Raw genomic sequence first — 13499 nt, forward strand, 5'->3', positions numbered from 1 at the left:
CCGGCGTCCTGTGGGCGCTCCTGCGCGACAACCGCATCTTCACCTCCGTCCCGCCGGACGCGCAGGCGGCTTGACTCAGTCATTGAGACTCCTTGCTGACGGGTGGCGGGGCGAGAGGTGTCCGGTGGCAGGCCCCGTACTGCCCGGATGGTACGTGACCGGGCGCGCCCGGGCCCAGGAAAGCGTTCGGGGTCAGCGTGGGTGCGCCTGGCGGGTGCCGCGGTAGGTGACGGCCGCCAGGGTGACCACGGCCAGCACGGCGGCGCCGAGGAGGATCGCGGGCGTGGAGAACACCGCCGTGAACAGGGTGATGACATAGGGGGCGAGGAAACCCAGGTAGGCCAGCGTCCAGAAGTACGAGGTCAGGCGCGCCAGCTGGTGCGGCGGCGCGAGGGCGGCGACCTCGGTGAGGCCGTACGCGACGCACAGCCCGTACCCGGCGCCGAGCACGACCGAGGCGAGCAGGGCGACCACCGGCTGCGCCTGCGCGGCGGCGAGCGCGGCGATCAGCAGACCGAGGGCGACGGCGGCCAGTCCGATCGCCCCCGTGGCGATCCGGTGCCGGGCGGCGAGCGACCGCGCGAACGGCGCCACGAGGATGCCCGCGCCCGGGGTGACGGCGGTGATCACCCCGGCGTACACGGTCTCCCAGCCCTTCAGCTCGGCGTCGACCAGCCCGGGCAGCGTGGCGAACGCCACCGCCGGGGCGATGAACACCCACGGTGCCACCGGGGCGACCATCCGGCGGAACTCGCGCGCCGGGGCCGTGCCGGAGCGGACCGTGCCGGAGCGGGCCCTGTCCGAGTACGCCGGGGAGGAAGGGGCCGGGGAGGACTCGGGGGTGCGGGCGGCCAGCAGCGCGGCGACGGCGGAGAGGACCAGATGCGGGAGGTAGGCGGTGACCATGGGCTGCGGAGCCCACTGGGCGATCAGCGAAGCGGCCAGACCGCCGGTCGCGAAGCCCGCGGACAGGAACAGTCCGGAACGGCGGGCCGCCACCCCCGGGTTGGGCGCGGTGCCGTGCGGTGGCGAGGACAGTTCCTTGATCCAGGCACTGCCCGCCGCCAGCAGGGCGCCCGCGCCGATCCCGGTCAGAAAGCGCCCGGGCCACAGGAAGGCGGCGGCGCTGGGGCCGATCATCAGCAGGCAGGTGGCCAGCGCCGAGGTGCCCAGCGCGAGGAAGACGACGGGTCGGCGTCCCCGCCGGTCGGCGAGCGGCCCGCCCAGCAGCAGACCGGGAATGAGCCCCAGGACGTAGATGCCGAACAGGGCCGTCGTGTCGGCCGACGTCAGGCCCAATTCGTCGCGGTAGGCGCCCAGCAGGGCGGAGAACTGGTTGGCGCTCCAGCCGGAGGCCGTCATCACCCAGCCCGCCCGCAGCCAGTGCCGGGGCGCGGGCGCGGCGGTGTCCGGGGGAGGGGCGGGAGCGGAGACCGAGGGTGGAGCGGTGGTGGCGGCGTGCTTGCTCATACCGGCCGTTGTACGGGCCGGTCGGCGCCCGGCGCCGCCTCCGTTCAGAAATCCTGAACGCCGTCGTGACCACGTGCGACGCGGTCGTATCGTGGCCGGTATGGATCTGCGCAAGCTGTCCTCGTTCCTGGCGGTGGTCGAGGAGGAGCACTACGGCCGGGCCGCCTCCCGGCTCTTTCTGTCACCGGCCGCCGTCACCCAGCATGTGCAGCAGCTGGAGCGGGATTTCGGCACCCGGCTGCTGGACCGTGGCAGCGGCCCCGTCGTGCCGACCGTCGCCGGGCGGCGGCTCGTCTCCCACGCCCGGACCCTGCTCGCCGCCGCGAACGCGGCCGTCGAGGACGTGACCGAGGCCGCCCTCGCCCCGACGAGGGGTACCGGCACCCTGCGGGTGGGCATCATGGGCCACGGCTCGGCCGAGGTCACCCCCGCCGCCGTCAGCGCCTTTCGCCGCGCCCGGCACGAAGTGTCGCTGGAACTCGTCCAGTTGACCTTCACCGAACACATCAGCGCGCTGCGTGAGGACCGGGTGGACGTGGCCTTCGTGCGGCCCGCCTTCGAGGCCGAGGGCATCGACGTGGACCTCATCACCACGGAACAGCGGATCGTGGCGGTCCCGGCCCGCTCCGCCCTCGCGGACGCCGCCGGAACCGGTGTCCGGCTGGCCGACGTCATCGACCTGCCCTATCTGCAGCTGCCGCCGCACACACCGCGCAACTTCACCGACTACCTGTACTTCGAGACCGGCGAACGCCGCGCGCCCGACTGCGCCCTCACGCCTCAGGACGTCCTCACCAGCGTGGCGGCGGGCCGTGGCGCGGGCTCGGGGCTCGCCTCGTTCGCCCGCTACTACCGCTGGCCGGGCGCCCGGTACGTACCGGTGCTGGACGCACCCCGCGCGCACAGTGTCCTCGCCACCCGTACCACCGACACCAACCCCGAAGTACGCATCTTCCGCGCCCTGACCGTGGCGCTGGCCCGTGAGAGGGGAACCGTGGCCGGGTAGCCCGCCGAGGGCGTATGGATTGACATGTTCACGGCATCTTTCTATGGTCCAGGCCAACGAGCATGGAAGAGGTCATCGGATGCGACGAACCAGAACCGCCCTGCTCAGTGTTCTCGCCCTGCTGGCCGGACTGCTGAGCCTCCAGCTCACCGGCCCGGTCCCACGCGCCACCGCCGCGCCGACCACCTTCACCCACCCCGGAGTGCTGGTGAGCCGTGGCCAACTCGACTACGCACGGACCAAGGTGCAGGCCGGTCAGCAGCCCTGGAAGGCCGCGTACGACGGGATGATGGCCAGCTCCTACGCCTCACTGTCGCGCACTCCGAAGCCACGCGCCGTCGTGGAGTGCGGATCGTCGTCCAACCCCAACTACGGCTGCACCGACGAGCGCCAGGACGCCATCGCGGCCTACACCGACGCGCTCGCCTGGTACTTCACCCGGGACAGCAGATACGCCAAGAAGGCCATCGAGATCATGGACGCCTGGTCGGCGACCATCACCGACCACACCAACACCAACGCCCCGCTGCAGACCGGCTGGGCCGGATCCACCTGGCCACGGGCCGCCGAGATCATCAAGTACACGTACGACGGCGGCTGGCCGAACGCGGGCCGCTTCGCGACCATGCTGCGTACCGTCTACCTCCCCGAGGTGATCAGCGGCGCCGAGACCAAGAACGGCAACTGGCAGCTGGTCATGACCGAGGCGGCGATCGGCATCTCCGTCTTCATCGAGGACCGCACCAGCTACGACAAGGCCGTGAACACCTACCTCGCCCGCGTCCCGGCGTACGTCTATCTGACCAGCGACGGCGATCTGCCCAAGCCGCCCGCGAACAGCGGCATCGACACCAAGGCCGAGATCATCAAGTACTGGCAGGGTCAGAGCACCTTCGCCGACGGCCTCTCCCAGGAGACCTGCCGCGACTTCGGCCACACCGGCTGGGGCATCGCCTCCATCGCGGACATCGCCGAGACCAGCCGCATCCAGGGCCAGGACCTCTACCCGAAGATCCAGGAGCGGCTGCGCCAGGCACTGGGCTTCCACACCTCCTACGAGAACGGCGCCACCGTGCCGTCCTGGCTGTGCGCAGGCTCGGTCAAGAAGGGCCTCGACGAGGTCACCGAGGTCGGCTTCAACGCCCTCCACAACCGCCTCGGCATCGCCATGTCCAACACCCAGAAGTACACCGAGGCACACCGCCCGTCCGGCACGGACAACTACTTCAACGCCTGGACGACCCTCACCCACGCGGACAACCCCTCCTGACCGTCCTCAGCCGTCGAGGGGGAAGTGGCACAGACCCTCGTGCGGCTCCTGCCCGGTGTGCCCCACGGGTGCGCGGGTGACGGCCACCGGCGCCGTCTCCGCGCACCGGTCCTCGCTCTTCCAGCAGCGGGTACGGAACCGGCAGCCCGAGGGGATGCCGTACGGGGAGGGGACCTCACCGCGCAGCGGAATCTCCTCCCCGTCCGCCGCCCCGGACACATCGAGCCGGGGAGCGGAGGACATCAGGGCGGCGGTGTAAGGGTGGATCGGCCGGTCGAAGACATCGTCGGCGAGGCCGTGTTCGATGACCTTGCCCAGGTACATCACCGACACCCGGTCCGAGATGTACCGGACCACGGACAGGTCGTGCGAGATGAACACGTAGGACACCCCGAGCCGGGTCCGCAACTCCGAGAGTACGTTGAGGACTTGGGCCTGCACCGACAGGTCCAGCGCGGACACCGGCTCGTCGCACACGATGAGGTCGGGTTCGAGGGCGAGCGCGCGGGCGATGCCGATGCGCTGCCGCTGTCCGCCGGAGAACTCGTTCGGGTAGCGGTGGGCGTCGCTTTCCCGCAGTCCGACGAGGGACAGCAGCTCCAGGACCCGGCGGTCCCGCTCCCGCGCGGTCGGCACGATGTCGCGGTGGGTGCGCCACGGCTCGCCGATGAGGTCGGCCGCGGACATCCGGGCGTTGAGCGAGGCGAAGGGGTCCTGGAACACCATCTGTACCCGGCGCCGCCACGCCAGCAGGTCCTTGCCCTTCAGGGTGAACGGGTCGGTGCCGTCGAAGCGCACCACTCCCGCGTCCGGCCGCTCCAGCCCGAGCACCACCCTGGCCAGGGTCGACTTCCCGCATCCGGACTCGCCCACCAGACCGAGGGTTTCGCCCCGCCCGACCCGGAGGTCGACCCCGTCCACCGCGGTCAGACGGCGGCGTCCGTGACCGAACGACTTCGTCACGCCACGGACGTCGAGCAGTGGTGTTCCGTCGAGCGGAGGTGTTCCGTCGAGAGGTGTTCCGGGCGTCTCAGACACGGTCCATCTCCTCGGGGAAGTGGCAGGCCGCCAGCCGTGCGGCGCCGACCAGCTCCAGGGGAGGGCGTTCGCGGGTACAGCGCTCGGCGGCCAGCGGGCACCGGGCCTGGAAGACACAGCCGGACGGCACCGCGCTCAGCTCGGGCGGGCTCCCCGGTACGGCGGGCAGCGGTTGGCCCCGGACGGCGTGTTCGGGCACGGAGTCCAGGAGCGCCTTGGTGTAGGGGTGGCGGGGGCGGGCGAAGACGTCCCGTACCGGGCCGGTCTCCACCACGGTGCCCGCGTACATGACCACGACATCGTCCGCGCGCCGGGCGACCACCGCCAGGTCGTGGGTGATGAGCACGAGCGCCATGTCCCGTTCGGTCTGCAGGTCCCGCAGCAGCCGCATGATCTGCGCCTGCACGGTGACGTCGAGCGCGGTCGTGGGCTCGTCGGCGATCAGCACATCGGGGTCCAGGGCCACGGCCATCGCGATCAGCAGCCGCTGGCGCATACCGCCGGAGAACTGGTGCGGATACGAGCGGGCCCGCAGCCGGGGCTCGGGGATGCCGACCCGGGTCATCAGCTCCACCGCCTTCTCCGCAGCCTGACGCCGCGACATCCCGCGATGGATGCGGAACGGCTCGGCGAGCTGCCGCCCGACCGGCTGCACGGGGTTGAGCGCGGCCAGCGCGTCCTGGAAGACGATCGACAGCACAGGACCGGCCAGCTTTCTGCGCTCGGCCCGGCTCACCCGCGTCACATCGGTGCCGGACACCCGCACGGCCCCGCCCGTCACCTCCGCCACGGGGTCGAGCAGCCCGGCGATGGACAGCGCGGTCATCGACTTCCCGCAGCCGGACTCGCCCAGCAGCGCCAGGGTGCGCCCCTTGTACACACCGAAGCTGACGCCGTCCACGGCGCGGACCGTGCCGGAGGGGGTGTGCAGATCGACGCAGAGCCCCTCGACCTCCAGCGCGGGGCGGCCGGTCGCGGCGGGCACGGGCGGGGCGGATGGCTTCACGCGATCATCTCCGGGGGAACGGCGGCCCGCTCGCCGCGCCGCTTACGTGGCAGCGTCAGCCGCCAGCGCTGACCGGGGTCGGTGGCCAGCCGCACCCAGGCGGCGAGCATCGCGGCGGACACCGTGGTGAGCATGATGGCGAGCCCCGGCAGCACGGCGATCCACCAGGCGCCGCGCAGATACTGGCGGCCCTGGGCCACCATCAGCCCCCAGCTCACATCGGGCGGCTGGATGCCGATGCCGAGGAAACTTAAGGACGACTCGGTCAGCATGACGAAGCAGAAGTCGAGCGTGGCCACGGTCAGCAGTGTGGGCAGCGCGATCGGCAGCAGATGCCGGGCGATGATGGCCGAGCTGGGCGTGCCGAAGGTCCGGGCCGCGTCGACGAACAGGCGGCTTCGCAGCTCGGCCGCCTCCGCGCGGGCGGTGCGCAGATAGACGGGGATGCGCGCGACGGCCAGGATCAGCACGATGTTCATCGCGCTGGGGGCGAACACGTACAGCACGACCACCGCGATCAGCAGCGACGGAAAGCTGAGGATGACATCGGCGACGCGCATCGCGACGCTCTCGCGCACCCCTCCGTGGTATCCGGCCCACAGCCCCAGGGCGGAGCCGATCAGCAGTGAGCACAGTACGGCGGGCACCGCGATGGACAGCGTCGTCCCGGCGGCGTCGATCAGCCGGGCCAGCACGCTGCGCCCCAGGACGTCCGTACCGAGCAGCCCGTAGAGGCCGTGGTCGAGGGAGGGCGGCCGCAGCGAGGCGCGCAGATCCTGCCGTACCGCCCGGTCGCCGAGGAAGAGCTGCCCGGACAGCGCGACGAGGAACACCAGGGCCAGGATGACGGCCGCGGCGGCCGCGCCCCGGTCCCTGCCGAGCAGCCGCCACCAGCGGGGCGGGCGGGACGGCGGCGAAGTGGCCGCAGCGGAGGGTGAACGGCCGTCGGGCGCGGGCATGGTGGCTCCTTCGCTCATGCCGGTACCGCCTGGCGCACTCGGGGGTCGATCAGCGCGTGGCAGACGTCGACGAGGATGTTCAGCGCGAAGATCGTCACGGCGGTGAGCAGGACGGCGGCCTGCAACACCGCGAAATCGCGCTGCAGAATCGAGTCGATCATGAGCTTGCCGATCCCGGGCCAGCCGAAGATCGTTTCCACCACCACCGCGCCGTTGACGAGGCCAACGGCGAGATCGCCCGCGACGGTCAGGACGGGGGTGACGGCGTTGCGCAGGGCGTGTCCGAACACCACCCGGGTGGCATCGGCCCCCTTGCTGCGGGCCACCTTGACGTACGGAGCGGACAGCGCGCCGACCATGCTGCCGCGGACCACCTGGACGAGCACCCCGAACGGGCGGATCAGCAAGGTGGCGAGCGGCAGCACCCACACCTCGGGGCCGCCCAGGGTGCCGGAGGTCGGCAGCCAGCCGAGCCCCACGCCGAAGACCAGCACACCCATGATCGCGAACCAGAAGTCGGGGATGCTGGCCGCCGTCATCGAGAGCACACCGGAGAGCCGGTCGACGGCCGAGCCCGGCCGGTAGGCGGCGATACTTCCGACCAGCAGGGCGCCCAGCACCGCCAGCAGCATGGTCATGCCCGCGAGCTGCAGGGTGACGGGAAACGCCTCCAGCACCATCGCGTCGGCGGGCTCTCCGGTGCGCAGCGATGTGCCGAAGTCGAGCCGCGCCGCGTTGCTGAGGTAGTCCCACAGCTGTACGGGGACGGAGTCGTCGAAGCCATGGGCGGCGGAGAACTCCGCGCGCTGCTGGTCGGTGGCGCTCAGCGGGAGGTAGAGGTCGACGGGGTTGCCGGTCAGCCGGGCCAGGCAGAACACGCCCAGCACCACGAACACCAGGGGGATCGCGCTGGAGATGACGCGCTTGCGCAGAAAGGACGCCATGTCAGTGGTTCCCCGCCTTCACGGGCCGGACCTCGGCCAGCCGCATCTCGTCCCCGGTGGCGGAGTCCGGGCGGTACCGCACCGAGGGCGACAGCCCCAGCAGCCCGCGCATATGGGCGAGGTACGCGTACTGCGCGACGCTCTCGTTCTGGTCGGCGAGCACATCGGCGAAGGCCTTCTGCCGGGCCCTGCCGGACAGCGCGTTCGCCGCGGCGATGCGGCGGTCGAGCCGCGGGGTGCCGAACGTGGACTGGGGGCCGTCGCTCAGCAGGTACTGACTGGTCGTGAAGGCCGCGTCCCCGGCCTGGTTGCCGTGCATGATGAGCAGCGCGATCGGCCCGACGCCACGGGGGAGCGGGCGCAGCTGGTACTGGAGGTGGGTGGCGGTGTCCGCCATCCGTATCCGTACGTTCAGCCCGATGCGCGCCAGCTGGTACTGCAGCGCCTCGGCCACCTCCGCGATCCCCGCGAACTGGCCGTTGCGCGCGACGAGGGTGATCCGGCGGCGGACGGGGACACCGTCGGCGGCGGCCCGCTCGACCAGCGCGCGGGCCTTCGCCACCTGGTACGGGGTGGTGGCGAGGCCGTCGTCGTGGCCCACCACACCGGGCGGGACGAGTTGCGCGGCGGGCCGGGCGAGTCCTCCGAGCAGGGCGTCGACGATGCCCGTGCGGTCGACGGCCATGCCGATCGCCCTGCGCACCCGGATGTCGTCCAGCGGTGCCTCGCGGCCGTCCAGCCGCAGGGCGGTCGTCTCGTTGTTGGGGTAGGCGACGGTGGTGTCCTTGGCCGCGTCCACGGGGTCCAGCGCCGTGGCGATGTCGGCCTCGCCCTTGTCGATCATGGCGGCGCGGACGCTGGCGTCGCTGCGCCAGACATACCGGGCCCGGGGGTAGGCGGGCGGCTTGCCCCAGTACCGGTCGTTGCGGGCGAGGGAGATCGAGACCCCGGTCTCCCACTTCCTGACGGCGTAGGGGCCGGTCCCGACCGGTATGCGCACCTTGGCCTTGGTGTCGGTGGTGCGCGGCACGATCTCGATGAAGCTGAGCCGCAGCGGGAGGATGGGGTCGGCCTTCTGAGTGGTGACGGTCAGCCGGGTGGGGCTGAGCGCCCGTACGTCGAGCTTCTCGTCGCCGAAGACATAGCCGTCCACATTGCAGGCGAGGTCCGAGTTGACGGCGCGTTCGATGGAGAACGCGGCGTCCTGGGCGGTGAACGGCCGCCCGTTCTGGAAGGTCACGCCCGAGCGGATGCCGAAGGTCCAGGTGGTGGGCTTCGTCTGCCGCCAGCCGGTGGCCAGCAGCGGTTCCAGCCCGCCCGATGTGGGATCCCGTTCCACCAGCGGTTCGGTGACGTTCGAGCGGACGACGACACCGGTCGCGGTCAGCGAGGACTCGCAGGGCTCCAGCGTCGGGGGCTCCTGGGTGAGCACCACCCGCAGCGTGCCACCGCCCGCGCTCCCGGCATCCCCCACGTCACTGTTCGCCACGGCACACGCGCTGGTCAGCAGCAGCGTCCCCGAGACCACAAGGGTGAGCACGGTGCGCCGCGCCCGGTCGGATCTCATCCTGGCCCCCGAGACTGTCTACATGTGCGTACTCGGTCTGCATTTATAAACGCCGAAGCTAAGGCGGAGGTGGCGGGGCGTCAAGAGATCTGACACAAGCGGCAGTTGGCGGATCGGAGGTCACGCCATGGACGGCGGCGGAACGGCACGCCGCCGGGCGGTGTACAGCAGACGACCCGCGCCGAGGCGCGCGTGTGAAGGGGGTGTGAGCGGCGGACCCTGCCTGCTCGGCGGGGCGGCGGATGACCTTAGACTGCCCACGTCTTCAAGTCGATCAGGAGCACCACATGCAACGCCGCCTCGCCCCCGCCCTCGCACTCGTGGCCGTGACCGCCCTCGCACTCACCGGGTGCGCACAGGACTTCGAGAAAGGCCCGGAGGGGAAGGTCACCGAGAAGGTGAAGGACGGGAAGAAGTTCTATCTGGTCGTCGATCCCGCCAAGGGGGGCGAGGGGAAGAAGTTCCGCGTCAGCAAGTACGACTACCACGACTGCAACCGGGGCTCGAAGTACCCCAAGTGCGTCGACGGTTAGACCTACTCGAATCGCGCGGTGTCGCCCGCCCCCCGTCGTACGATCTGGGCTTCGCCGTCCGAGAAGTCGATGACCGTGGTCGGCTCCGTGCCGCAGTCGCCCGAGTCGACCACGGCGTCCACCACATGGTCGAGCCGCTCCTTGATCTCCCAGCCCTGGGTCAACGGCTCGTCCTCGCCGGGCAGCAGCAGGGTGCTGGACAGCAGCGGTTCGCCGAGGTCGGCCAGGAGCGCCTGGGTGACGGCGTGGTCCGGGATCCGCACGCCGACCGTCTTCTTCTTCGGGTGCGGCAGCTGCCGCGGCACTTCCTTGGTCGCGGGAAGGATGAAGGTGTAGCTGCCGGGCGTCGACGCCTTGATCGCCCGGAACACGTCCTTGTCGATGTGCACGAACTGACCCAGCTGCGAGAAATCCTGGCACACCAGGGTGAAGTGGTGACGGTCGTCGAGGTTCCGGATCGACCGGATACGGCTGATGCCGTCGCGGTTGCCCATCTGGCAGCCGAGTGCGAAGCAGGAGTCCGTCGGGTAGGCGATCAGGGCGCCTGAACGGATCCTTTCCGTCACATTGCTGATGGTCCGCGCTTGCGGATTGTCGGGGTGAACATCGAAGTACTTCGCCATCTGGTGAGCCTAATCGATCGTCGGGATCATGCGCAGAGTGATGATCTGGAAAGGGCGCAAGGAGAGCGCGACCGAGCCGTCGTCCGACACCTCGAACGCCGCGTCGCCGTCCGGCAGCGGGCGCTCCAGCAGGTCGACGGCGACAGCCGAGGCGACCGGGAACCCCGAGGTCACCCGGGACCTCGCCCTCCGCCCCAGTGCCTCGTAGAGCCGTACCACCACCGCCCCCGAACGGTCGTCGGCGAGCTTCACCGACTCCACGACCACCGGATCGCCGTCCACCGCCACGAGCGGCGCCACCACCGCGTCCCCCGGCACCGAGCGCTCCGGCAGGTTGATGCGGTACCCCTCGCACACCGCCTCCGCGAGGCCCGCGCCGGGGACGAGGGCGTAACGGAAGCGGTGCGTGCCCTGGTCGGTGTCCGGGTCGGGGAAGCGCGGCGCGCGCAGCAGCGACAGCCGTACGGTGGTCGTCGTCCCGCCGCCCTCGCGCACCGCGCGGGTGACGTCATGCCCGTACGTCGAGTCGTTCACCAGCGCCACGCCCCAGTCCGGCTCGCCCACGTGGAGGAAGCGGTGGGCACAGATCTCGAATTTGGCCGCGTCCCAGCTGGTGTTGGTGTGCGTCGCCCGGAACACATGGCCGAACTGTGTCTCGGCGGCCGACCGGTCCGCGTGCACATCCACCGGGAAGGCCGCTTTCAGCAGCTTCTCCCGCTCGTGCCAGTCGACTTCCGTCTCGATGTCCAGCCGCCGGGCACCGGGCCGCAGCACCAGCGACTGTTCGACGCGCGAGGAGCCGAAGGTACGGATCACCCGAACCGCCGCCGCCGGTTCGTCCGTCCGGGTGAGCCGAACCTCGTCGGCGTCCGTCAGATCGGTGACCGTGTTGCGGTAGAAGGCGTCCACGTCCCAGGCGTCCCAGTGGTTGGGCAGGTCGGGGTGGAGCTGGAGCAGATTGGCCACGCCGCCCGGGGCGATCGCCTCGCGCCCGGCGGCGATGTCGTACACCGAGGTGACCAGCCCACGGCGGTCCACGGCCACCCGCAGCAGACCGTTGTCGAGGACGAAGCCGCCGTCCCGGCCCTCGGTGGCGGACACGGCCGGGCCGCCGGGCCCGGCCGTGGGCGCCGCGCCCATCGCGGGCACGCCGCCCCGCCCGTGCGGCGCCGCGTTGAACACCACCCGGGTGCCCGCGCCCGCGTCCCCGGCCAGCGCCCGCTGCGCGGCCCCGATCACCGCCTCCAGCTCCTCGGCCACCCGGGCGTAGGTCCGGGCCGCCTCGCGGTGCACCCAGGCGATCGAGGAGCCGGGCAGGATGTCATGGAACTGGTGCAGCAGCACCGTCTTCCAGATCCGGTCCAGCGTCTCGTACGGATACGCGAAACCGGTGCGCACCGCCGCCGTGGCCGCCCACAGCTCCGCCTCGCGCAACAGCGCCTCACTGCGCCGGTTGCCCTGCTTCGTCTTCGCCTGCGAGGTGTACGTGCCCCGGTGCAGCTCCAGATACAGCTCGCCCACCCACACCGGCGCGTTCGGATACTCCGCCTGGGCCTTGGCGAAGAAGCGTGCGGGCGGTTCGATCTCGACGCGCGGCGAACCCTCCAGATTCCGCAGCCGGTGGGCGCGGGCCAGCATCTCCCGGGTCGGGCCGCCGCCCCCGTCGCCGTAGCCGAACGGCACCAGCGAGCGGTTCGCCGACCCCTTGTCCCGGAAGTTGCGCACCAGATGCGCCATCTCCTTGCCGGAGAACTCGGCGTTGTACGTGTCCACCGGCGGGAAGTGGGTGAACACCCGGCTGCCGTCCAGCCCTTCCCACCAGAAGGTGTGATGCGGGAACGGGTTGATCTGGCTCCACGAGATCTTCTGGGTCAGAAACCACTTCGACCCGGACAGCTTCACCAGCTGCGGCAGGGCGGCGCTGTAGCCGAACGAGTCCGGCAGCCACACCTCCTCGGTCTCGATCCCGAACTCCTCCAGGAAGAACCGCTTGCCGTGGGTGAACTGCCGCGCCAGCGCCTCGCCACCGGGCATGTTGGTGTCCGACTCCACCCACATCCCGCCGACCGGTACGAACTGACCGGCCGCCACCTTCTCCCGCACCCGGGCGAACACCTCAGGGCGGTGCTCCTTGATCCAGGCGAGCTGCTGCGCCTGCGACATGGCGAACACGAACTCCGGATGGCCGTCCATCAGCGCCGCCACGTTGGAGCACGTACGGGCCACCTTGCGCACCGTCTCCCGCAGCGGCCACAGCCACGCCGAGTCGATGTGGGCGTGGCCCACCGCGGACACCCGGTGCGCCGAGGACGTGGCCGGGGCGGCGAGCGCCGGGGCCAGCCACTCCCGCGCCGCCGCCGCGCTGCCGCCCACGTCATCCAGTACGAGGGCGTCCAGGGCGCGTTCGACCGCGCGCAGCACACCCCAGCGGCGCTCGGCGTCCACCGGCAGCTCCCGCATGAGCTGGCCCAGCACCTCCAGGTCCTGCACCAGCTCCCAGACCACCGGGTCGAAGACCGCGAGGTCCGCCCGCCGCAGGCGGTACAGCGGCTCCGGCGGGGCGGTCCCGGTGTCGCCGAACCAGGTCACCGGGCCCGCGATCAGGGGGTTGGCGGCGGCCTCCACATGCAGCAGCACGGGCTCGCCCCCGGCCGAGGGCGCTGCCACCGGCACGGAGGTGCTGCGCGGGTGCAGCCCCTTCACCGCGGTGCCGTCCGGCCGGTACACCAGACCCTCCGCCGAGAACCCCGGATTGACGGAGTCGAACGCGTTGCCCGCGCCGGAGCCGAGGTCGACCACCGCCTCGACCTGGCGGCCGGTCCACTCGCCGGGCACCGCGCCCGTCAGCCGGAACCAGCTGGTGCCCCACGGCCGCCCCCAGACGTCGCCGACCCGGGCGGGTTCGTACGCCGCGGCCAGCCCCTCGGCCACCGGCACCGGCTCCCCGGGTGCGTGCCACACCTCCACCGTCAGCGGTACGGAGAGGGGATGGACGGCGGGGCGGATCCGCTCCCGCAGCACACGGTCGAGACGGTCCTCGACCAGTCTCCGGTCGTCGTGCATGAAACGCTCCTCGCAGGGGG

11 protein-coding genes are annotated in these 13499 nt (G+C 71.4%); 3 read left to right on the forward strand and 8 right to left on the reverse strand.

Features of this window, described 5'->3' with window-relative positions; genetic code table 11:
• Positions 1-192: 192 nt before the first annotated feature.
• Positions 193-1470: an MFS transporter gene (locus ACWC5C_RS21155; protein ID WP_450877389.1), complete on the reverse strand. Its 1278-nt coding sequence runs from the start codon at positions 1468-1470 to the stop codon at positions 193-195.
• Between the two features lie 100 nt (positions 1471-1570).
• Here ACWC5C_RS21155 and ACWC5C_RS21160 point away from each other — a divergent pair, with 100 nt between their 5' ends.
• Entirely contained in the window at positions 1571-2476 is a 906-nt protein-coding gene (locus tag ACWC5C_RS21160; RefSeq protein WP_450877391.1) for a LysR substrate-binding domain-containing protein, read from the forward strand.
• A 79-nt stretch (positions 2477-2555) separates the two neighbouring features.
• Positions 2556-3746: an alginate lyase family protein gene (locus ACWC5C_RS21165; RefSeq protein ID WP_450877393.1), complete on the forward strand. Its 1191-nt coding sequence runs from the start codon at positions 2556-2558 to the stop codon at positions 3744-3746.
• Positions 3747-3752: 6 nt separating this feature from the next.
• On the opposite strand, the gene ACWC5C_RS21170 is transcribed toward ACWC5C_RS21165, so the two are convergent.
• The 5 genes from ACWC5C_RS21170 to ACWC5C_RS21190 are packed head-to-tail and all read right to left on the reverse strand — an operon-like array spanning position 3753 to position 9260.
• Positions 3753-4784 (reverse strand): ABC transporter ATP-binding protein, encoded by a 1032-nt coding sequence (locus ACWC5C_RS21170; RefSeq protein ID WP_450877395.1) that lies wholly within the window; start codon positions 4782-4784, stop codon positions 3753-3755.
• Positions 4777-5790, reverse strand: coding sequence for an ABC transporter ATP-binding protein (locus ACWC5C_RS21175; protein ID WP_450877397.1), 1014 nt, complete (start codon positions 5788-5790; stop codon positions 4777-4779). Before ACWC5C_RS21175 ends, ACWC5C_RS21170 begins: the two co-directional genes overlap by 8 nt.
• Complete coding sequence (locus ACWC5C_RS21180; RefSeq protein WP_450877399.1) at positions 5787-6749, reverse strand: ABC transporter permease; 963 nt, start codon at positions 6747-6749, stop codon at positions 5787-5789. The genes ACWC5C_RS21175 and ACWC5C_RS21180 overlap by 4 nt, the downstream gene beginning before the upstream one ends.
• Positions 6750-6763: 14 nt before the next feature.
• The gene (locus ACWC5C_RS21185) at positions 6764-7693 is read right to left on the reverse strand and encodes an ABC transporter permease (protein ID WP_450877401.1); all 930 of its coding nucleotides are present in this window, start codon (positions 7691-7693) and stop codon (positions 6764-6766) included.
• Between the two features lies 1 nt (position 7694).
• The gene (locus ACWC5C_RS21190; RefSeq protein WP_450877403.1) at positions 7695-9260 is read right to left on the reverse strand and encodes an ABC transporter substrate-binding protein; all 1566 of its coding nucleotides are present in this window, start codon (positions 9258-9260) and stop codon (positions 7695-7697) included.
• A gap of 287 nt (positions 9261-9547) precedes the next feature.
• On the opposite strand from ACWC5C_RS21190, the gene ACWC5C_RS21195 reads away from it, so the two are divergent.
• Entirely contained in the window at positions 9548-9793 is a 246-nt protein-coding gene (locus ACWC5C_RS21195) for a hypothetical protein (protein WP_450877405.1), read from the forward strand.
• A gap of 2 nt (positions 9794-9795) precedes the next feature.
• Here the strand turns inward: ACWC5C_RS21195 and ACWC5C_RS21200 are convergent, their stop codons facing one another.
• The gene (locus tag ACWC5C_RS21200) at positions 9796-10416 is read right to left on the reverse strand and encodes an L-threonylcarbamoyladenylate synthase (protein ID WP_450877407.1); all 621 of its coding nucleotides are present in this window, start codon (positions 10414-10416) and stop codon (positions 9796-9798) included.
• 9 nt (positions 10417-10425) lie between these two features.
• On the reverse strand, positions 10426-13479 hold the full coding sequence (locus tag ACWC5C_RS21205; RefSeq protein ID WP_450877409.1) for an alpha-mannosidase: 3054 nt from the start codon (positions 13477-13479) through the stop codon (positions 10426-10428).
• Positions 13480-13499 lie beyond the last annotated feature (20 nt).

Source organism: Streptomyces sp. NPDC001700 (assembly GCF_053596435.1).

Coding starts and splice junctions, on each gene's coding strand:
- ACWC5C_RS21200 (WP_450877407.1), bottom strand. CDS start 10,416: ATGGCGAAGTACTTCGATGTTCACCCCGACAATCCGCAAGCGCGGACC.
- ACWC5C_RS21190 (WP_450877403.1), bottom strand. CDS start 9,260: ATGAGATCCGACCGGGCGCGGCGCACCGTGCTCACCCTTGTGGTCTCG.
- ACWC5C_RS21205 (WP_450877409.1), bottom strand. CDS start 13,479: ATGCACGACGACCGGAGACTGGTCGAGGACCGTCTCGACCGTGTGCTG.
- ACWC5C_RS21195 (WP_450877405.1), top strand. CDS start 9,548: ATGCAACGCCGCCTCGCCCCCGCCCTCGCACTCGTGGCCGTGACCGCC.
- ACWC5C_RS21155 (WP_450877389.1), bottom strand. CDS start 1,470: ATGAGCAAGCACGCCGCCACCACCGCTCCACCCTCGGTCTCCGCTCCC.
- ACWC5C_RS21180 (WP_450877399.1), bottom strand. CDS start 6,749: ATGCCCGCGCCCGACGGCCGTTCACCCTCCGCTGCGGCCACTTCGCCG.
- ACWC5C_RS21160 (WP_450877391.1), top strand. CDS start 1,571: ATGGATCTGCGCAAGCTGTCCTCGTTCCTGGCGGTGGTCGAGGAGGAG.
- ACWC5C_RS21185 (WP_450877401.1), bottom strand. CDS start 7,693: ATGGCGTCCTTTCTGCGCAAGCGCGTCATCTCCAGCGCGATCCCCCTG.
- ACWC5C_RS21165 (WP_450877393.1), top strand. CDS start 2,556: ATGCGACGAACCAGAACCGCCCTGCTCAGTGTTCTCGCCCTGCTGGCC.